Origin of the sequence: Sutterella wadsworthensis 2_1_59BFAA, from assembly GCF_000297775.1 — a bacterium.
Lineage (GTDB): Bacteria > Pseudomonadota > Gammaproteobacteria > Burkholderiales > Burkholderiaceae_F > Sutterella > Sutterella wadsworthensis_A.
In genome coordinates this window covers 120,209-140,083 of the sequence record NZ_JH815517.1, presented here as the reverse complement: position 1 = coordinate 140,083, position 19,875 = coordinate 120,209, and the positions used below count along the sequence as shown (strand labels likewise).

The following is a 19,875-nucleotide window of genomic DNA, read 5'->3' as shown; positions in this document are numbered from 1 at the left end:
ACTCTTCTTTCATAAGTCAAGGGAACCCGCACGGGGCGTCTCGTGCAGAAACCCGTTAATGTTACTCGCCTGCGCCGCGATTCGTTCGAATTTCACAATTTGAAAGTGACTCGGCCCACCTCCCGCCTCTCCCCGTTCTCGAAAGGAATTTGCACCGAATGTTTACGTACGCCCTCAGGCAAGGTAGACTTAACGGATTGACCTCCAACCATTCAGGCTCATTCACAGGCTTTTATGAACCGCGGCTTCTATACCATCATGTGCGCGCAGTTCCTGTCGTCTCTGGCCGACAACGCACTGCTCATCGCTGCCATCGCCCTTCTGACGAGCATCAACGCTCCTGACTGGATGACGCCGCTCCTCAAGCTCTTTTTCGTGGTGAGCTACGTGTGCCTCGCCGCCTGGGTGGGCATCTTCGCAGACTCGATGCCCAAGGGCCGCGTCATGTTCCTGACGAACTTCGTCAAGGCGGTCGGCTGCCTGCTGATGCTCTTCGGCGGCCACCCACTTCTCGCCTACGCGATCGTGGGCGTGGGCGCTGCGGCCTACTCGCCCGCGAAGTACGGCATTCTCACCGAGCTTCTCCCGCCGCAGAAGCTCGTTGTCGCCAACGGCTGGATCGAGGGCCTCACGGTTGGTTCCATCATTCTCGGCGTTGTGCTCGGCGGTGTTCTCATCAAGCCTGAGATCGCACAGTCCATCCTCGATTTGTTCCATCTTGATGCTCTCGGCCTGTCGAGCTTTGCCGAGGCCGCCATCTTCGCAATCGCCTTCGTCTACCTCGCCGCCTCGGCCGTCAACCTCGCCATTCCCGACACGGGCGTGCGCTATCCCCCGCAGAAGTTCGACCCCGTCGACTCCATCAAGGGCTTCGTCAAGAGCTGCCGTCTTCTCTGGAGCGACCGTCTCGGTCAGATCTCCCTCTCCGTCACGACGCTCTTCTGGGGCGCAGGCGCAGTGCTTCAGTTCCTCGTTCTCAAATGGTGCGACCACGCGCTCGGCATGGATCTCTCTCAGGGTGCCGTCATGCAGGCCGTCGTGAGCCTCGGCATCGCCGTCGGCGCCTTCCTCGCCGCCGCCAAGGTTCCTCTCAAGAAGTCCCTCAACGTTCTGCCCATGGGCATCTGCATGGGCGTGCTCGTCGTGGGCGCCTCCTACTTCACGCGCGACATTGCGCCCGCAGGCGGCCTCTCGCTCTTCGGCTTCGAGCTTTCCTGGGCCGTCATGATCGCCGGCCTCATCATGATCCTCGTGGGCATCTGCGCGGGCTTCTTCGTCGTTCCGATGAACGCGCTCCTGCAGCACCGCGGCCATGTCCTCATGAGCGCGGGACGCTCCATCGCCGTGCAGAACTTCAATGAGAACTCCTCCATCCTCGTGATGCTCGGCGTCTACTCCCTGCTCATCAAGGCCGACCTCTCGGTTCCCGCCACGATGATGATCTTCGGCGTCTTCGTGAGCATCTCCATGCTGCTCGTCATCCTCAAGCACCGCCGCAATCAGGCCGAGTACGACAGCACCCACCTGATCGGCGAAAGCACCCGCCACGTGACTGAAGAGCACTGATCAGCATCACCAAGGCACCCTCCCGAACGGGCCCTGCACGACAGCACGGGCACGTTTCCGTTCATGGCTCCCAGCCATGAAGCGCAAAAAGCCAAACGCCCTCTCCTCGCCAGCAAACAACACAGCAACCACCTGCCCCCCATCGAAAGCCCCCTCAAAGCCTTAGGAAACGCGAGTACAAGAAAAAGCGGACCGCCTCCACGTCGGGAGAACGGTCCGCCTGAAGACGTCAGGAGAAAGTCCCTGTCTTATACGGCGGCGGGAACTGCCTCGTCATCCTTTTCATCCTTGCCGAGATCATGGTTCACCATGGCTGCAACCGTGGAGTCGGACCAGACGTTGAGCGTCGTTTCGATCATATCGATGACGGCGTAGAAGGGCAGGATCACGCCCATGAGCATGATGGGCACGTTCATGCTTGCGAGAAGACTCGCCGAAAGGAAGAAGCAACCCATCGGAACGCCTGCGTTGCCCACGGCCGCGAGGGTCGAGATCAGGATCCAGGCGGCGAGCATCGGCAGCGTCACCTCGGCACCCGCATTCTGCATCAGGTAGACGACCGTAACGAGGATGAAGGCGGCGCAGCCGTTCATGTTGATCGTCGTGCAGATCGGCAGCACGAAGCGGGAGACGGGGCGAGCGACGCCCACGTTGTTTTCCGCGCAGGACATCGTGACGGGCAGCGTGCCGGCGGAGGACTTCGAGAAGAAGGCGACGGCAAGCGCAGGCGCCATGCCCTTGGCGACGCGGATCGGATTGACGCCGCGGGCAAGCATGAGAAGCGGCAGCACGACGAGCATCTGGATGAAGTTGGCGGCGAGAATGACGCCGAAATAGGTGCCGAGACCGCCGATCTCAACGCCCTTGTTCATCTCAACGACAAGCGCGGAGATGAAGCCGAAGATGCCGATCGGAAGCACGCGGATGAGCCACTTCACGAGAATGAAGAGGACCTCCTGAGCGCCCGTGAAGAAGGCGAGCAGCACCTCCTGCGAGCGGCTGTCGCGCGGCAGGCGGGAGATTGCGATGCCGATGGCGGCGGAGACGAGCAGGACAGAGAGCACGTTCGCGGAGAGGAACGGCGCCAGGAAGTTATCCGGAATCACGGACTGGATGTACTCGAGATAGGAGTGCTCCGCCACCTGCGGCGCGATGGCGCCCGCCGTCATGGCGACGTTGGCGGGAGACATGGCGACGTAGAGGACGGCGGCGAGCGTGGCCGCCAGAATCGTCGTGAAGAGCGTGTAGAAGATCGTGTGGCGGAAGATGCGGCCAGACTCGCTCGAACGGGAGATCGAGGCGAGCGTCGCGATGATCGACACGGCGATGATCGGAATGCTGATGAACTTGAAGAGGCGAATGAAGATCGAGCTCACGAAGTCCGCGAATGCATGGATCGTCTCGCCGCCCCAGAGGCCGCTGCAGACGCCGAGCACGATCGCAACGAGATAGGCGGCCGCCATGGCGGTCTGGGAACCCTTGACGCGGGGCCTGGCTTCGTCGGGGGATTGAGTCATCTGGGAGTTTCCTTCTTGTTTTTGAAAAACTGCAGTGCTGCGGAACCGCAACAGTCTTTTCGAAGTGTATACCCGAGCAACTCGCTCAGGTATATCCCCGCATCCTCATTTTGCGTCAACAAAAATCAGGCATGTTTTCCCGGCTTGCAGCAGTAGCGAACCGATCCATCTAAGCACAACTGCCTAGTTCGACTCACCGTAATCCAAAGGCGTCTGCCCCGCAGGGTAACGCCGCCTTCTGACGACAACAGACGAAAAAGAGGCGGAAGACCGTGAGACCAGTCCTCCGCCTGTCAAAAGGCCTTCCGGAGAAAAAGGAAAAACCGGAAGGCATTCCAAGACAACTTGTTCCGTCTTCGCCCTTTTTCTCTCAGAGCCCAATGAGGCGCTCGGGATGGGAGTAGACGTTGGCGCGGCTGCGACGGCAGAAGGCCGCAAGCGTGATCCCGCACTCTCGTGCAAGTTCGACGGCGAGCGCCGTCGGTGCGGAGACGGCGAAGATGATCTCGACGCCGCACATGGCCGCCTTCTGAACCATTTCGTAGGAGGCTCTGGAGCTGATGACAAGCGCGCCGTCACGCCAGCCCCTGCGGGCACGAAGACCGAGCAGCTTGTCAAGCGCGACATGCCTGCCGACGTCTTCGGCGCCGCCCGCAAAGCTTCCGTCGGGACGAACCCAGACGGCGGCGTGGGTGCAGCCCGTGATGCCGCCGAGGCGCTCGACACGCTCCAGATAGCCGAGGGCGTCGGCATAGGCCGCCATCGGGAAGGTCTGCTCGTGCGGCACGACCCGCTTTTCGCGCACGGCCTCTCCAAGACTTTCGACGCCGCAGATGCCGCAGCCCGTGCGGCCCGTCATCGAGCGGCGGCGGTCCTTGAGCTTCCAGAAGCATTCGGACGAAATCGTGAGGTCCACCTCGATGCCGCCGCGGCAGGCCTCGCGCACCTCGCAGGCATAGAGATGCGAGGCGTCGGGAATGATGCCCTCGGCAAGCGAGAAGCCGAGCGCGAATTCTTCGAGCATCGAGGGAGAGGCCATCATGACGGCGTGCGAGATGCCGTTGTAGACAAGCGCAACGGGAACCTCCTCTGCCACCCAGTCGAGCGCAGGCTCGTCTGCATTCATGCGAAAGACCTCGACCTCGCGGGCCCCCAGACGCTCGACGCCGCCCATGGAGACGGGCATGCAGGTCCCCGCCTCAATGGCGGTCGAAAGCGCGTGTTCGGCCTTGTTCAAATAAGCGCATCCCATGTTCGTCTCCCGTGCGTTTCGTGCCAGCGGCGTCTCGTTGCGGAAATATTGATCCTCAGGCTTCCTTGCCCTCAACGGCGTTCTGATAGAAGAGCTCAAGCCCCGTCATGACGATCTGCTCGACGTCGGCGCAGAAGTTGAGCTCCTCTCCCGCGAAGATCGTCGGGAAGGCGGCATGACAGCCGGCGCAGACGTGCAGGCGGCGCGTTTCGTCGGTCTCGTCATGGATGTAGGAGAGGTCCGACACGGCCTGATCGCCGCAGACGGCGCAGCGGATGCGCTCGAAGACCCAGTGTGCGCCGCAGCACGTGCACCAGAGCTGCTTGACGTGTCCGTTGAGCGGCGTGTCGGTCACGCTCGCGACGGCGGCGTCGGAGCCGCAGACGGGGCAGTGAAGCGGACGGTTGTGATGCGTCGTGTCGGTGCCCGTTCTGGCGATGCGGCGGCTGCCTTCGTCGGCCGCCTCGTCAAGGAAGACGCGAAGCGCGAGGCCGAGCACGGGAAGAAGGAAGATGTCAAGAAGGTCGTCCTCGCCCGCGTGCACCTCGACGGCATGGAGATACCCCATCGGATCGCGACCTGCGCTCTCAAGGAGCTCAGCCGACGCAAAGCGCCTCCAGTCGATGGCTCGGCAGGCTTCGAGCATGTCGCCCTCGATCTCGTCGTTGTCGAGAAGGGCCGCCGCGATGGCGTCGACCGTCTGCAGGAAGCGCTCCGAGTCAATCCTGACGGGACGGAGCGAGAGAAGCGTCTCCTTGCCCAGACGGGCGGCCTCGATCTCTTCGTCAGTCCACTCGGGAGCTTCAGCGGCAAGCTGTGCGCGCAGATCCGCCGCCTTGAGCAGCGCGGGCGCAAAGAGCGCGAGACGCGCGACGACGCTTTCGTCCTGGTGACCGGCGGCACGGGCAAGGGCCCTTTCGATCGACTTGCGGTTGAGCATGTGACTTTCCTTTTTTTCAAGGCACTCCGTGCCGTAAGCCCGGAATGCGCGTTTTCTGATTGTGGATTCGGCGCCTCTTCGGGCGTCCGGAAAGAGGTCTCCAAGTCTCTAGAGGCCTCTTTCCGGACGAGCCCCCTGCGGGGCCCGTCCGGGGGTCGTCGGCGTCGCAGAAGCACCGGCGGCTCTTTCGGAGAGTTCGGAAAAGCTTCCCCTTACTTTTCCTTGCCGTCCTTTTCAACGGTCACGTTCTTGCCAAGGGCGATTTCCTCATTCGCCCAGTAGCCCCAGTGGTAGACCGCGTCGGACTCGCTCACCTTGCCGTCGCCGAACATGATGCGGGCGGTGCCGCGATACGGCTGGAAGATGCCGGCGCCGAGATAGATGTGGGCGATGCCGACAAAGACGGTGAGGAAGAAGAACACGTCATGCACGAGGTGTGCAAGAAGCAGCGTTTCAGGGGCGAAGTCGACCTTGAGGCCGGAGCCGGTCGGGAAACCCGTGTTGAGCCAGAGCACGATGCCCGAGAGCGCGAGCATGATGCAGAAGAACAGCAGGGCGCCGTCGGCGAGACGCTGGGCGGACTTCACGTGGTGCTGCGGGGGCATGTGAACCTTGCCCGGCGCAAACAGATAGAACGGGAATTTCATGGCCCAGGTCACGTCGTCCTTGTCCCACTTGCCGAAGATGTCCTCCTTGAAGAGGTGCACGAAGCCGGCGGGCGACTTCAGCACGGCGAAGAGCGGAACGAGGATGAACGGAACCGCGAGGACGCGATGGAGCATGCGCATGGTCTGGGTGAACTCACCGCCCATAATGCCGCCGCCGAGGCTCGGAACGAACACGAACACGCCGGTGACCGCGAGCAGGATGCAGGCGACGGCGGCAACGCCGTGAGTCACGCGGGTGAGCAGAGAGTGACGCTGAATGTATCTGGTCATTCTGAGTCTCCTATTACTTGCCGGAGGCTTCTTTTTCAAGAAGCTCCTTGACTTCACGATCGGCGGTGGCGCGCTGTTCAGGCGTCCAGTGCTTCTTGGCTTCCTCGACGGTCACCTTTTCGCGGCGGTAGCCGGTGGCGGCGACGAAGGAAACGGCGAGGCCGGCGAGCACCGCAGCGGTGCCGACACCGGTCACCGTGCGCATGGCGTTCATCATGCCGATCATCTTGTTGGGCTTGGGATCGGTCGGGAGGCCATAGGCTTCGTGACCGAACTGGCAGACCTGCAGCACGTGCAGACCGCCCATCTCGTTGACGCCGTAGAGCTCGGCCTTGTCAAAGCCCTTCTTCTTGAGGAACTCGACTCGCTTCTGACCGAGCGCGATCATTTCGTCGCGCGGGCCGAACTTGAGCGCCTCAGGCTGGCAGGTCTTGACGCAGGCCGGGATGCCGCCCTCTTCGAGACGGTCGATGCAGAGCGTGCACTTGTCCACGCAGCCGTCCATCGGACGGAAGCGGGGCACGTCGAACGGGCAGGCGGACTGGCAGTACGTGCAGCCGTTGCACTTGTCCGTGTCGTACGCGACGACGCCGTTCTCCTTCTTGTAGAGGGCGCCGGACGAGCAGATCGCAACGCAGGCGGCGTCCGTGCAGTGGTAGCACGAGCGGCGGCCGATTGCGAAGTTGATCGGCTGGTACTTGTTGCCGGACTCCTTCTCGTCGAACGTCATCACGAGACGCGTGTCGCCGTTGAGGTCAGGCGGGTTCTGATACGTGCCCGAGAACTTGTTCTCGTTGAGGCCGAGCTTCGAGGGAAGCATGTTCCACTGCTTGCACGCAACCTGGCAGCCCTTGCAGCCGGTGCAGTGCGAAGAGTCGAACAGCATGGCGACTTCTTTAGTGTTTGCCATCATTCATCTCCATTGGCACGCCGTCAGGCTGCCTTCTCAAGGTTGACAAGGAACGCCTTGTATTCCGGAATGTACGAGTTCGGGTCACCGACGTTGGGAGTGAGGTCGTTCACGTTGTCGCCGGTGGCGAGCTTCGTCGCCCAGGAGAAGTGGTGCGGCATGCCGACCACGTGCGTGAGCTTGCCGTCGATCATCATCGGCTTCATGCGGATGGTGATCATGGCGTCGACCACGACGGAGCCTCGGTTGTTCCAGACTCGGACCTTGTCGCCCGGACGAATGCCCTTTTCCTTCGCAAGCTCTTCGGAAAGCTCGATGAAGTTGCTCGGGATGAGTTCGTTGAGCCACGGGATGTTGCGGGTCTGCGTGCCGGACTGCCAGTGCTCGACGACGGAGTAGGTCGTGACCACGTACGGGTAGTCCTTGCTGCTGCCGCGGCGGACCGACGGGTCCTCCGTGAAGCGAGCGCACGGGTTGCCGCCTGCACCGTTGAGGAGGTTCTTCACCGGAGCCTCATGCGGTTCGAAGTGCTCGGGCAGCGGACCGTCGGCCATCGAGTAGGCGAAGAGACGGGCGTTCTGCTCCCAGGTCATGAAGAAGGCGTTGTCGTCGGGGGCCTTGGCCGTGACGAAGTCGCCCACGTCGTTCTGGAGCCACTTCTTGCCGTCCCATTCGACGAGCACGCGCTTCGGATCCCAGGGCTTGCCCTTCGGGTCGGCGGAACAGCGGTTGTAGAGGATGCGGCGGTTGGCGGGCCAGGCGAAGGACCAGCCGGGGAAGAGACCGAGACCGGTCGGGTCTTCCTTCGAGCGGTTTGTCATCGGCTGCTTCATCGGGTCTAGCTTCTGGGACTCGTTGTTGTAGTAGCCCGAGAAGATCCACATGCCGCAAGCGGTCGTACCGTCAGCCTGAAGCTGGCCGTAGCCCTTGAGGAGCTTGCCGTCGCCGACCGTGTAGCCGTTGAGGGCCCAGCAGAGGGCGCGCAGATCGGGCTTGCCGTCGATCGTGTAGTCGAAGTTCGTCTTCAGGATCTGATCCGGGCAGGCGCCGCCTTCCTTCTTGTAGAGCTCGACGATGTTCTTCCAGAGAAGCATCATCATCTCGAAGTCGGAACGGCATTCTCCCGGCGGCTCGATGGCCTTTTCACGCCACTGGATCCACCGACCGGAGTTGTTGATGGAGCCGATTTTTTCATAGATGAGCGCGGCGGGAAGGAAGTAGACCTCGGTCTTGACGTCCTCGGGCTTCATGTCCGGAGCTTCCCAGAAGGTCGAGGTCTCCGTCTGGAACCAGTCGGCGACGACGAGCCAGTCGAGGTTGGCCATCGAGTGGCGGGCGTGCTTGCCGTTCGGGGTGGAATGCATCGGATTCATGCCCCAGCAGAAGTAGCCCTTGATCTTGTTGTCGCGCATGTCGTTGAACGACATGATCGTGGAGTAGTCGCCGTAGTCGAGCTTCGGGCTGATCTTCGGCAGCAGGTCGTAGCAGTAGTCGTTCTCGACCGTGGCGTTGGCGCCGAACCATTCGCGAAGCTGGGAGATCCAGAACTTCGGCTTGTTGGCATAGTAGCCCGCGGCGTACGTTTCCTTCGAAAGATAGTCGGCGAGCTTCGGGTGAGCCTTGCCGGTCGGCCAGGAGAGATAGGCGGGAGCCTGATGCGAGCTTGCGCCGACGTCGGTCGAACCCTGAACGTTCGGTTCGCCGCGAAGGGCGTTGATGCCGCCGCCCGCTATGCCGATGTTGCCGAGCAGAAGCTGGATGACGCACATGGCGCGGCAGTTCTGGGAGCCGTAGGTGTGCTGCGTCTGACCGAGGGCGTAGAGGATGGAGCCCGCCTTGTCGGGACGGCCGGTGGAGGCGAAGACCTCCCAGACCTTCTTCATGACGTCGGGATCCATGCCGGTGACGCGCGTGACGAGCTCGGGCGTGTAGCGGGCATAGTGACGCTTCATGACGTTGAGGACGCAGTTCGGATCCTGAAGGGTCATGTCGCGCTTGAGGACCTTGAGGTCAGGCGTCTTGAACTTCGGCGTGCCCGGACGGTTGACCCAGGCGAAGGCGGAGCCTTCGGAAGTGTCCCAGACGGCCTTGTGATCGACGTCGTAGCCCCAGGTTTCATTGTCGTAGCGCTTCGTTTCCGGATCCCAGCCGGAAAAGAGGCCGTGATCGACGTCGAACTTGAAGTCGGGACGCAGCAGGCAGGCGGCGTTCGTGTAGTGCAGGACGTATTCCTTCTGGAAAAGGTCGTTCTGCAGGATGTAGTTGATCAGGCCGCCGTAGAAGGCAAGGTCGGAGCCCGGACGGATGCGGGCGTAGATGTCGGCGCGGGCGGCCGAACGGGAGTAGCGCGGATCGACCACGATCCACGTGGCACCCTTGTCTTGGGCGCGCTCGACCCAGCGGGAGGAGAGCGGATGGTTTTCGACGTTGTTCGAACCGATCGACATGATGACGTCGGAGTTGGCGAAGTCGCACCAGTGGCTCGTCATGGAGCCGCGGCCGAACGACGGCGCAAGACCGGAAACGGTCGAAGAGTGACAGACGCGGGTCTGGTTGTCGATGGCGAGGACGCCGAGGCTGCGCGCGAACTTCTGCACGAGCCAGCCTTCCTCGTTGTTAAGCTGGGCGGCGCCTAGGCTGGCGATGCCGTCGCAGCGATTGACCGTCACGTCGCCTTCCTTCTCGACGAAGGTGGCGTCGCGAGTCTTCTTGACGTGCCTGGCAATTTCAAGAGCGGCCTGATCCCAGGAAAGACGCTCCCAGGTCTTGCTGCCCGGACGGCGAACCATCGGATAGAGCACGCGGTCCGGATGAAGCTGGGCGCGGCGATCCTTCGTCACGATGTTGCGAAGGCCCCACATGGCGGCGCCCTTCGGGCACAGGCCACCAAGGTTGACCGGATGATCCGGGTCGCCTTCAAGATTGATGAGTTCGCCGTTTCGCGTCGAGCAGATCGTGCCGCAGCCGCCTGAGCAGTAGCAGCAGATGTTCGTCGTTTCATTCACGCTGGTGAGCTTGTAGGGCTTCTTGGAGCCGCCGGCCGCATGGGCAGCCGCGCCGGCAAGACCGGACGCAGCACCGCCGCCGAGAAGCAAACCACGCTTGAGAAAACTTCTGCGAGATACTTCCATGGGGGATCCTTCTTGGAAAGTTGTTGTTCTTGCCGTCGCATGAGCGATGCACCGAATCAGGGGCGGCGCATCGCGGCGGTGATTTTCGTCATGACAGAGGGGGACTCCGTCGACACAGAGAGTCTGCCCTCATGTCGAATTCATGACAACCCTACTCTCGCAGTAGTTTTCAACCAAAAGCCCCCTCCCTTAGCTTTAATACATCTACCACCTGAGAGGTACTTCTGACGAAGGGTCTTCAACGGGAAACTCATTTCTGCAGGAGAGCCCCGCTATTCACAATGAAAATAGCGAGTTGTCCAAAGATCACATGGCCGGCATACCGCATTCACGGTATTCTCAGGTTTTCAAGTCCGCCTGCCCGAAGCGTTTGCGGAAAACGCCACTGCGCCCTTCTCTTTTTTTGCTATTCTTTTGCCTACGGGTTTACCCGAGACCTGCAAAGGGCGAACGACGCCCAACCTTCAAAGACTGTCTTCAGCTCGAAACCACACCATGCTCAACAGCGGACACGGTCATCAGACCCTCGGCAAACTTCTTTCGCGCTGCCTTCGCGGCGCGGCGGGCATTGCCGCCGGCATCGGCCTTGCAGCGGCAGCCACATCGGCCCTTGCCGCCGACGCGCACTGCGACGTGGTCGTGATCGGTGCGGGCGGCTCAGGTCTCACGTCGGCGCTCTCCGCAGCCGAAGCGGGCGCGAAGGTAATCGTCGTCGAGAAGATGCCCTTCATTGGAGGCAACACCGTTCTTGCCACGGGCTTCATGCTCGGCGTCCCGAAGGGCGAACCCCGCGAGCTCGAGCTGCTCGAGAGCGACATGATCCGCAAGGGCGGCCGCACGACCGATCAGGCCCTTCTCACACGCATCGTCTCCGGCTCGGGCGAAGCCGTTGAATGGCTTCGCAGCTACGGCGCCGAACTCGAGCCCCTCTGCATCACCCGCGACGACAGCCTTCAGACGGCCTGCAACCTCAATGAGGACGGCACGGTTTCCAAGCGCGGCATCCAGCCCAAGCGCGGCCTCATCGGGCCCGAAATCATCAACGCCCTTCTGCACGGGATCGAATCCCACGGTGTGCCCATCCGCACCCGCACCGCCGTCAAGAGAATCACAACCGACGCCGAGGGCCGCGTCAACGGCGTCGTCGTCCTCAACACGAAGGGCAGGGAGTACAGGATTGATGCGCCCGCCGTGGTCATCGCAACGGGCGGCTTCAGCGCAAACGAGGCGATGGTCTCCCGTTTCGCACGCCACACGCAGGGCCTGCAGTCCACCAACTCCCCCGCCGCCACGGGCGACGGCATCCTTCTTGCCGAGAACATGGGGGCCCGAACAGTCGACATGCACGCCGTGACGGTTCATCCGACCACGCTTCCTTTTTCCGGTCTCATCCTGCCTCATCAGGTGCGCGTCAACGGCGCGATCCTCGTCAACGACAAGGGCGAACGCTTCGCCGACGAGCTTTCCGAAAAACTGGCGGAGCAGATCCGCGACAAGAACAGCGGCCGCGCCTGGCTCATCTTCGATCAGGCGATGATCGACGACATGCCAGTTCTCAAGAGCTACGCCCGCTCGGGCTACTTCATTCGCGGCACGTCCGACCTTGAACTCGCCCGAGGCATCCGCGTGCCTCCCGAAAAGTTCCACGAAACCCTCGTGCGCTACCGTAGCATGGTCGACCGTCAGGAGGACACGGACTTCGGCCGTCCCCAGCTCCTGAGCCGCCTCGACAGCTCCCCGCTCTACGCCGTGAGCGTGCGCCCCGGCATTCACACGACACTCGGCGGCCTCAAGATCGACCCGCGCGCCCGCGTCCTGAGCGACAAGGGCCCCATTGCCGGGCTCTATGCTGCGGGCGAAGTGACGGGCGGCGTCCTCGGCGCCAGACGCCTTGAGGGTGCAGGTCTTACCGCAGCCATCGTCTACGGCCGCATCGCGGGCACCGAAGCCGCAGACTGGGCAAAGCTGCGCGCGAAGACGAAGCCTGCGGCAGGAACGGGCGGCTGAGGGCCACTCCGTCGCCAGACGACGCAACCTGACGCGGCTTCCGTCATAATGGTTCCACAGAACCCACGGAGGCCCTTCCTTTGCCAAAGCTTCGCATCTTTCACTCGGCCGACTGGCACATCGGCAAGGAACTCGGAACGATCGACCGCACGGACGACTTCCGGGTCTTCATCCGCGACTTTCTCGAACTCGTCGAGAAGCGCAGGCCCGATGTCATTCTTCTAGCGGGCGACATCTTCGACACGTCCATGCCCGCAAACAGTGCCCAGCGCCTCTATTACGACATGATCCGCGCCCTCTCGGGCACGTCGGTCATGGCCACCGTCATCACGGCGGGCAACCACGACTCACAGCGCTTTCTCGAAGCCCCCAGGGCACTTCTCGAAACGATGAACTGCTTTGTCGCGGGCGAGTCGCCCGAAAGTCAGGCGTTCGTTCTCCGAGACGATGCGGGCGAGCCCCTCCTTGCCGTCGCGGCCGTTCCCTTCCTGCGCGAGGGCGACGTAAGAGGCGGCTCAATCGACGACACGGACGCCACGAGGGCCGCCAGATTCGAGTCGGGCGTCAGGAAGCACTACGATACCGTTAACGGCTTTCTGGACGAGGCGCTCGACGGCGCACGAGTACCCCGAATCGCCATGGGGCACCTGTTCGTGACGGGATCGCGCCTGCGACCCGACGACGACCCGACGACACCGAACGAGAGTGCCTACGTGGGCTCTCTTCGTAACGTCACGGCCGACGCCTTCGGCACGGACTGGGACTACGTCGCCCTCGGACACATTCACAACAGCCAGACGGTCAAGGCACAGATTCCCATGCGCTACAGCGGCTCTCCCGTCTCGCTTTCCTACTCGCACATCCCGTACCGCCATCACATCGTCGAGCTCACCTTCGATGAAACGGGCGGCATGACCTTCGAGGAACTTCCCGTCAGGCAGCCCCGTGAATTCGTTCGTGTCAGCGGCACGTTCGAGGAGCTTCGCGCAGACATTGCCGAGGCCGGCGCAACACATGAAAAGCCCTTCGTCGAAGCGACGCTCACGTCGGACGAATGCGTGCCCGACCTTGCGGGCGAACTCACCGCCTGGGGCGAGGCGCACGGCGTCATCGTCACCGCCGTACGCAACCAGCAGGCCGCACGCAAATACGAAGAGGACGAGCTCAATGCGCCGTCCCTCGACGACCTGACGCCCGAATCCGTCTTCAAGTCCTTTCTTGAGGAGCGCTTTGAAACGCGCGAAGGCGCAGACGACGCCTATCGCAAGCTCATGCCGCTTCTCGACGAAGCGGTCGAGGAGGTGCGCATCGAGACGCGCCCCGCCATCGAAAGCGCCGACACACCCAACCAAGAGAAGAACACCGCCGAGGAGGTTCCGGCATGAGGCTCCTGCAACTCCGGTTCACGAACATCAACTCACTTGCGGGCACCTGGGAGATCGACTTCACGAACGCCGACTTCAGGCGCAGTCCGCTTTTTGCCATCATCGGCCCGACGGGCAGCGGCAAGTCGACGATTCTCGACGCCGTCTCGCTCGCGCTTTATGCCACGACGCCCCGCATGACGGACACACACGTCAAGTTCGAGGGACCCGACGCCTGCCCCGTCATGACGAAGGGGGAAGGCGCGGCCAGCGCCGCCGTTCGATTCGAGGCGGACGGCCGCGAGTACCTGTCGCGATGGAGCCGGCGCACGAAGCGTACGGGCAGGCTTTCCGAAGACGAAGTCGAGCTTGTGGCCTTCGCAAGCCCCGAAGACAGGACGGGACGCGTCATCGCCAGTCAGAAGCGCCTGTGGGAAAGCGAGATCCAGCGCATCACGCGCATGTCCTTCCCGATCTTCACCCGCTCGGTGCTGCTTGCGCAGGGCGCCTTCTCCAACTTCCTCAAGGCTGCCGACGACGAGCGTGCAAATCTCCTCGAAAAGATCACGGGGACGGATCTTTATTCGGCCGTCAGCATGAAGATCTTCGAGAAAAACCGAAGCGCCCGCGACAGTCTTGACATGGCCGTCGCCAGACTCGAGGGCATGCAGATTCTCTCCGACGAGGATCGTCGGGCGCTGGAACAAACGGTGACCGAGCTCTCGCTCAAGGTGCCCGCCATGGAAAAAGCCTCGAAAGAGCTGGACGAAGCACTGCGCTGGCGCAGGGGACTCGACAGACTGACCTGCGACCTTGCAGACCGCGTCAGGGTCGAAGCCGCCGCAAAGGCGGCCGAGGCTGCCTTCGAGCCCGAGCTCAGGAAGGCCGAACGCGCCGAGCAGGCCGCAAAGCCTGTCGAGCGCCATGAAGAGCTTCTCAAGACCGAGGTTCTGTTCACACGCAACAAGTCCGAACTGGCCGAAGCGGAATCTCAGCTTGAAGCGGTACGCACTGCCCTCCCTGATCTGGAAGCTACCCTGAAGACCGCCGCGACGGCGGAGCGAGGAGCCGCAGCCACCAGAGACGGCTTCATGCCCGAATACCGCCGCATGCTCGAGGCTGACGAAGGCATCAGACGACTCTCTCATCAGGCGTCAACCGCACAAAAGACTGCCGAAGCAGCCTTCGAGGCTGAGAAGACCGCATGCGCGGACCTCGAAACAGCAGCCGCCCGACAAAAGAAGGCCGCCGATGAGTCCGCCCGCCTGCAGGAACGCATGACCACCACTTCTGCCGATGCACAGCTCGAGACTCCGCTTGCGCTTCTGAAGCAGTCTGCCGCTGCGATTGAAGCGCTCTCCACCCGCCTGCGGCAGGAGGAGCAGAATGCCGACACCCTCGTGGGACGTCTTGAGCTCGGCCGCGTCAAGACGGCGTCATTCGAAGCAGAGGTGAAGGCCGCCGTCGAAGCCCATGCCGCGTGTCAGACCACTCTGGAACAGGCTCGCAAGACCCTTGCCGCCATGCAGGCAAAGAGCTCCTACGAAGCCACACTGCTTCGCATGAAGACTCTGACCGAAGAGATGGCACTCGCACGCCACGTCGAGACGCTCCTTCAGCAGAAGGCCACGATTGAGGCTAGCACGGCACGCATGGCCGCATCGGCCGACCCCATCTGGTGGGAGGCCTCGGGTGCTCCCGAAATGCAGGGGCTTCTGCACCGTCTCGAAGAGCGCCTTGATGCCATCGAGAAGCGCCATCCGGGACTTTGCACCGTGCTGTCGACACCTGACAACACGCACCTCAAGTCTCTCAGTGAAGAACGAAACGCACTGGACAAGTGGACGAGCGATCTTGCAGAAGGCGAGCGCGCCTGCCGTGCCGCAGAGCTCAAGGAGCGCGAGGCGCTGGAAAACAAAAGCCTATCCGCAGAAAGGTTCCGGAAGGCGCAGGCTCTTCTCGAAAAACTTGAGGGAGAGCTCAGGCATACCCGCGAGAACCGTGACGCCGCCTCCAAGGCTTTGGAGGCTGAAAAGACGCATGCTCAGGAACTTCGCTCACAGCTTCCTGACAGCGACGCCGAACTCGATCTCCCCGCGCTCTGCACCGCGCTCGAAGCCCGCGTTGCAAACCGAAGGAAGCTCGAAGCTCAGGCAAGCCAGGCTGCCGACGCACTCACCCGCGCCGACCGTACGCTTGCCGTTTGTCAGTCCGATGCCGCCAGGGCAACACAAGCGAAGAACACCGCGGAGGCAGCGTGCGGCGCAGCGAAGAAGGCATGCACCGACGCTGTCGCTCTGAGAGCGGAAGCCTTCGGAGAACGCAATCCCGAAGCAGAGCTCACCGCTCACGATCGGGCCCTCAACGAGGCCCGCGCCCGCCTGCACGTCGCGCAAGACGCTCTCTCAAAGGCGCAGGCAAACGAAAGGGAAGGCACTGCCCGTGCCGAAACGCTCAGAAAAACCTCGGCGGATCTGGACGCCCAGATCACAGAGAAGCGCACTGCTCTTGCCAAGGCACTTGAGGATGCAGATTTTGAAACGATCGACGAAGCCAGAGGCGCCGCTCTGCCGGCTGAGACGATCAGAGCTTGCAGAACGCAAATGCAAAAGCTCGTCGAAGAGCGCGTGCGTCTTTCCGGCGAGGTCGCGCAGCTTGATAGACAGGTGAAGGAAGAATCCGCCAAGTCTCTGACAACAGAGACGGCCGAAGCGCTTGCGCCCAAGGCGGCGAATGCCGCCACCAAGCTCCTTGCAGGCAGGGATGAACTGAGCGCAGCGAAAAAGTCGATGGCCGAGGATGACCGTCGTAGACTTGAAGCCGACGACGCACGCAGGGAAATCGAACGGCTTCGTGAACTTGCCGGTCAGTGGGAGCAGCTCAACATGCTGCTCGGCAGCCATGACGGCAAGAAGTTCAGGGCGGCCGCCCAGAAGATCACGTTCCGCATCCTCCTCAAGCTCGCCAACGAGGCCATGAAGACCATGTCGCCCCGCTACCAGCTCAGGACGGGCGGGCCGTCGGGACTTTCTCTCGACGTCATCGACCACGAGATGGGAAGTCAGGTGCGCACCTCCCAGAACCTCTCCGGTGGCGAAAGCTTCATGGTGAGTCTGGCGCTTGCCCTCGGGCTCTCACGCATGGGCGGCCGAAATCTGAGGGTCGACACACTGTTCCTCGACGAAGGCTTCGGCACTCTCGACGAGGACACGCTCAACAAAGCGCTTTACGCCCTCGAGACGCTCCAGAAGTCGAGCGGCAAGCTCATCGGCATCATCTCCCATGTCAAGAGCATTCGTGAACGCATTGATGCGCAGATCGTCGTGACGAAGCGTCCCGGAAGCGGCAGAAGCACGCTGTCAGGACCTGGAGTCACGAAAATTGACGCAGAATAGCTGTACAGTTCCACAACAAGCTCAAAAGAAAGCGAAGCCCTGCAGGATCACCCCCGCAGGGCTTCTTCAAGTCAGGTGAGAAAACACTCAGCGTGTAAAGTCAACGTCCTTCACCAACTCGGACACTCCCAAGTATTCGGCAAGCGCCCTGACGTCAGGGCAAAGCACGGCAGGCTTCGAGGCGATGAGGTCCTGAAGCGTCGATGCGCCGTAAGTCATGGCCGCAGCATCGCAGCCGTAGCGGTGCGCCATGATCACGTCGTGGGTCGTATCGCCGATCATGACCGTTCGTTCGGCAGGAACATCAAGCTCAATGCCGATCTTCTCGAGCATCTCGGCATTGGGCTTGGGAAGACATTCGGACGCCGTCTGCGTCGTCATGAAGAAGCCTTCCAATCCCGTACGCTCGAATACGCGCCGAAGGCCTTCACGACTCTTGCCCGTTGCAACCGCCGTCCTGAGGCCTCTTGCATGAAGTCCAACGATCAACTCGCGCATGCCGGGGAAGAGGATCACGTCCGCCTCGTGCGGGATGTACCACGCGCGGTAGATTTCACCGAACCTCATGTGCTCGGACTCGGGACAGTCAGGCACGACCTTGAGGATGGCGCTTCGCCAGTCGAGGCCGATCACGCCACAGGCGTCCTGAAAGGACGGCACGGGATAGCCCATTTCGCGCGCGGCATGCTGGATGCCCTTCGCGATGAGAGCCGTCGTGTCCATGACGGTGCCGTCCCAGTCAAAGACAAAAAGATCGTACTTGGGTGCAAAGCCCGTCATGTCAGCGGCCTCCCTTCTCATCAAGAACCTTTAGAAGCGCAGCACAGTCCTCAGGCATCGGCGCCTGAATGTCGAGCTGCTCGCCCGTCACGGGATGCGTGAAGCGCAGGCGGGCGGCGTGCAGAAACATGCGCTTGAGAGGCGCACCGAGCAGGCCTCGCGACACCTCCCTGTTGAAGTCGAAGTCCCCGTACTTGTCGTCACCCACGAGCGGGAAGCCCTGGGAGAGCGCATGGACGCGAATCTGGTGCGTGCGCCCCGTCTTGAGCTCCGCATCAAGATAGCTGACGGAGCCGTAGCGCTTCAGAAGCGTGAAGATCGTGTGGGCGGGAACTCCCTCGACCTGATCGACGCGCACGCGACGCTCGCCCGAGGGCAACAGATAGCGCACGAGCGGAAGCTTCACGTGCTGGCGGTCGTTGACCCAGTCGCCCTTGACGAGCAGGCGGTAGTGCTTCTCAATGCCGCCGCTCTCCTTCATCATGTCGTGAAGGCGCACGAGTGCCTTGCGGCTTCGACAGACGATGATGGCGCCGGAGGTCTCGCGGTCGAGCCTGTGGGCAAGCTCAAGAAAGGGTTCGTCGGGACGCGAGGCGCGCAGGCGCTCGATGAGACCGTGCGAAATGCCCGAGCCGCCGTGGGCGGCAATGCCCGAAGGCTTGTTGACGATGAGAAGATGTCTGTCCTCGTACAGGACGGGAACCGTCCCTTCAGCAAGGGGCACGGCCGCAGGCCTGCCTGCGGGCTTCTGAGAAATCCTGATCGGAGGCACGCGCAGCAGGTCACCCTCGACGAGCTTCGTCTCCGCCTTGACGCGCGCCTTGTTGACGCGCACCTCACCAGCCCTGATGATGCGGTAGATGTGGCTTTTGGGCACGCCCTTGGCAACGCGTGCAAGATAGTTGTCGACACGCTGGCCGTCCGCATCCGGGCCGACCGCAATCCAGTTGACGCCGTCAGTACGCAAAGACGTGATCCCGGACGAAGGCAGGATGGAAATTTCCGCTTTGTTTTCTCCACTCATCGTTTATACTTGTCGGCTATGATCGTTTGAACCACCGTCCGCTCGACGGCTTCAGGCGGTCAGGTTTCAGACGTGACGAGGCTTGAAAGCGCCCCGTCAGGCATTGATGCGGCCCGAAGCCGCGTCATGACGCGCATTCTCTCACGTTTTCATCGATTTTTGTGTCCGCCGCCCCACTGGCGAAGCGTCGGGCTAAAACCCATTTTGTTCAACAGGCGTCCCGGTACCCGGCGTACCGAGCCCTCGCCAAGGCGTCCGCGCCGTCCGACAGGACCTCCGCGATGCGCCGCACCGTTCTCGAAACGGCTCCCCGACATTAGGCTCGCAGCCCCGGCAAAGCCGTGAGGCCAGCTTGAGCGCTTGTCCGCCCCCTTTGCGGCGGTCGTGTCCGGAACCGAAGCGAGACGAGCGGAGAAGCATCGCGACCGGTCCGCCGGCCGAGCAGCCCGCGCCTGCGACGGCTCCTGCCGAGAGAGGGATGCAGGCGGCATCAGGGCGACAATCCCCGATGCCGTTGCCTTTGAAGCTGAAATTCACTTGTCTGCCGCTCCGGGCTGTCAGCCCGGCCTGAGCGGACCCCGGACCGGGAAATTCGAGGGAGGTCCCTCTTTCCCGCCGCGCAGCACGCACTGGCGCAGCTCCCCCGTCTTCCCTTCGGGTGTTGAGCGCGCTGCGTAGAGTCATCTGCGCCCGAAGCCTCCGACGGGTCTGAAAAATGCTCCGGCCGCGCTTATCAGCGTATGCACCGGCGGGCTTTTCCTCGTGCTCCGCACGATGGAGAAGGCTCGGAATGCTGTGAGGGATTGAGCCCGTTCGAACGCTCCCGCGTCCGCTCGTGAAGACTCTCCCCAGTTGCCCCGATCGGGGCAGACACAGCGCCGTTGACGCACCCGACAGCAACCAGGATGGCCGGCCGCAGGGCTCCAAAAGGTGCGTCACACGCACCATGGGAGCACGCGTGCCGTCGGCGCCGAAACGCGCGGAAGACGCCACCCGTGCCGACCTCAACGAGGTCCGGCATGACGGGCCTGCGTCCTTCGATGCGGCTGAG

At 62.4% G+C, this 19,875-nt stretch carries 12 protein-coding genes; 4 read left to right on the top strand and 8 right to left on the bottom strand.

The window, feature by feature from the left end:
• The first annotated feature begins 234 nt into the window (after positions 1 to 234).
• Positions 235 to 1,566: a lysophospholipid transporter LplT gene (gene lplT / locus HMPREF9465_RS07900; protein ID WP_005435804.1), complete on the top strand. Its 1,332-nt coding sequence runs from the start codon at positions 235 to 237 to the stop codon at positions 1,564 to 1,566.
• 248 nt (positions 1,567 to 1,814) lie between these two features.
• Here the strand turns inward: lplT and HMPREF9465_RS07895 are convergent, their stop codons facing one another.
• The 6 genes from HMPREF9465_RS07895 to HMPREF9465_RS07870 form a co-directional block, all read right to left on the bottom strand.
• Positions 1,815 to 3,083: a dicarboxylate/amino acid:cation symporter gene (locus tag HMPREF9465_RS07895; protein WP_005435803.1), complete on the bottom strand. Its 1,269-nt coding sequence runs from the start codon at positions 3,081 to 3,083 to the stop codon at positions 1,815 to 1,817.
• Positions 3,084 to 3,453: 370 nt separating this feature from the next.
• Positions 3,454 to 4,335 (bottom strand): formate dehydrogenase accessory sulfurtransferase FdhD, encoded by an 882-nt coding sequence (gene fdhD, locus HMPREF9465_RS07890; protein WP_005435802.1) that lies wholly within the window; start codon positions 4,333 to 4,335, stop codon positions 3,454 to 3,456.
• A 55-nt stretch (positions 4,336 to 4,390) separates the two neighbouring features.
• Entirely contained in the window at positions 4,391 to 5,275 is an 885-nt protein-coding gene (locus HMPREF9465_RS07885) for a formate dehydrogenase accessory protein FdhE (RefSeq protein WP_005435801.1), read from the bottom strand.
• Between the two features lie 212 nt (positions 5,276 to 5,487).
• Positions 5,488 to 6,213 carry a cytochrome b/b6 domain-containing protein gene (locus tag HMPREF9465_RS07880; RefSeq protein ID WP_005435800.1) on the bottom strand — a complete coding sequence of 242 codons (726 nt, stop codon included), beginning with the start codon at positions 6,211 to 6,213 and terminating at the stop codon, positions 5,488 to 5,490.
• 13 nt (positions 6,214 to 6,226) lie between these two features.
• Positions 6,227 to 7,123, bottom strand: coding sequence for a 4Fe-4S dicluster domain-containing protein (locus HMPREF9465_RS07875; RefSeq protein ID WP_005435797.1), 897 nt, complete (start codon positions 7,121 to 7,123; stop codon positions 6,227 to 6,229).
• A 23-nt stretch (positions 7,124 to 7,146) separates the two neighbouring features.
• A complete protein-coding gene (locus HMPREF9465_RS07870; RefSeq protein ID WP_005435795.1) occupies positions 7,147 to 10,254 on the bottom strand; it encodes a molybdopterin-dependent oxidoreductase in 3,108 nt (1,035 codons plus the stop codon).
• 495 nt (positions 10,255 to 10,749) lie between these two features.
• On the opposite strand from HMPREF9465_RS07870, the gene HMPREF9465_RS07865 reads away from it, so the two are divergent.
• The 3 genes from HMPREF9465_RS07865 to HMPREF9465_RS07855 all read left to right on the top strand — a co-directional run bounded on the left by HMPREF9465_RS07865 (position 10,750) and on the right by HMPREF9465_RS07855 (position 17,020).
• Complete coding sequence (locus HMPREF9465_RS07865; RefSeq protein WP_005435793.1) at positions 10,750 to 12,261, top strand: flavocytochrome c; 1,512 nt, start codon at positions 10,750 to 10,752, stop codon at positions 12,259 to 12,261.
• An 80-nt stretch (positions 12,262 to 12,341) separates the two neighbouring features.
• A complete protein-coding gene (locus HMPREF9465_RS12465) occupies positions 12,342 to 13,646 on the top strand; it encodes an exonuclease SbcCD subunit D (RefSeq protein ID WP_005435791.1) in 1,305 nt (434 codons plus the stop codon).
• Entirely contained in the window at positions 13,643 to 17,020 is a 3,378-nt protein-coding gene (locus HMPREF9465_RS07855) for an AAA family ATPase (RefSeq protein WP_005435789.1), read from the top strand. The genes HMPREF9465_RS12465 and HMPREF9465_RS07855 overlap by 4 nt, the downstream gene beginning before the upstream one ends.
• Before the next feature lie 87 nt (positions 17,021 to 17,107).
• Here HMPREF9465_RS07855 and HMPREF9465_RS07850 read toward each other — a convergent pair whose 3' ends face one another.
• Positions 17,108 to 17,800, bottom strand: coding sequence for an HAD family hydrolase (locus tag HMPREF9465_RS07850; RefSeq protein WP_005435786.1), 693 nt, complete (start codon positions 17,798 to 17,800; stop codon positions 17,108 to 17,110).
• A gap of 1 nt (position 17,801) precedes the next feature.
• On the bottom strand, positions 17,802 to 18,767 hold the full coding sequence (locus HMPREF9465_RS07845; RefSeq protein WP_005435783.1) for an RluA family pseudouridine synthase: 966 nt from the start codon (positions 18,765 to 18,767) through the stop codon (positions 17,802 to 17,804).
• Between the last annotated feature and the right edge of the window lie 1,108 nt (positions 18,768 to 19,875).

What these genes read in the sequence shown, in the direction of transcription:
- lplT (WP_005435804.1), top strand. Translation starts at nt 235, where the DNA reads ATGAACCGCGGCTTCTATACCATCATGTGCGCGCAGTTCCTGTCGTCT.
- HMPREF9465_RS07895 (WP_005435803.1), bottom strand. Translation starts at nt 3,083, where the DNA reads ATGACTCAATCCCCCGACGAAGCCAGGCCCCGCGTCAAGGGTTCCCAG.
- fdhD (WP_005435802.1), bottom strand. Translation starts at nt 4,335, where the DNA reads ATGGGATGCGCTTATTTGAACAAGGCCGAACACGCGCTTTCGACCGCC.
- HMPREF9465_RS07885 (WP_005435801.1), bottom strand. Translation starts at nt 5,275, where the DNA reads ATGCTCAACCGCAAGTCGATCGAAAGGGCCCTTGCCCGTGCCGCCGGT.
- HMPREF9465_RS07880 (WP_005435800.1), bottom strand. Translation starts at nt 6,213, where the DNA reads ATGACCAGATACATTCAGCGTCACTCTCTGCTCACCCGCGTGACTCAC.
- HMPREF9465_RS07875 (WP_005435797.1), bottom strand. Translation starts at nt 7,123, where the DNA reads ATGGCAAACACTAAAGAAGTCGCCATGCTGTTCGACTCTTCGCACTGC.
- HMPREF9465_RS07870 (WP_005435795.1), bottom strand. Translation starts at nt 10,254, where the DNA reads ATGGAAGTATCTCGCAGAAGTTTTCTCAAGCGTGGTTTGCTTCTCGGC.
- HMPREF9465_RS07865 (WP_005435793.1), top strand. Translation starts at nt 10,750, where the DNA reads ATGCTCAACAGCGGACACGGTCATCAGACCCTCGGCAAACTTCTTTCG.
- HMPREF9465_RS07855 (WP_005435789.1), top strand. Translation starts at nt 13,643, where the DNA reads ATGAGGCTCCTGCAACTCCGGTTCACGAACATCAACTCACTTGCGGGC.
- HMPREF9465_RS07850 (WP_005435786.1), bottom strand. Translation starts at nt 17,800, where the DNA reads ATGACGGGCTTTGCACCCAAGTACGATCTTTTTGTCTTTGACTGGGAC.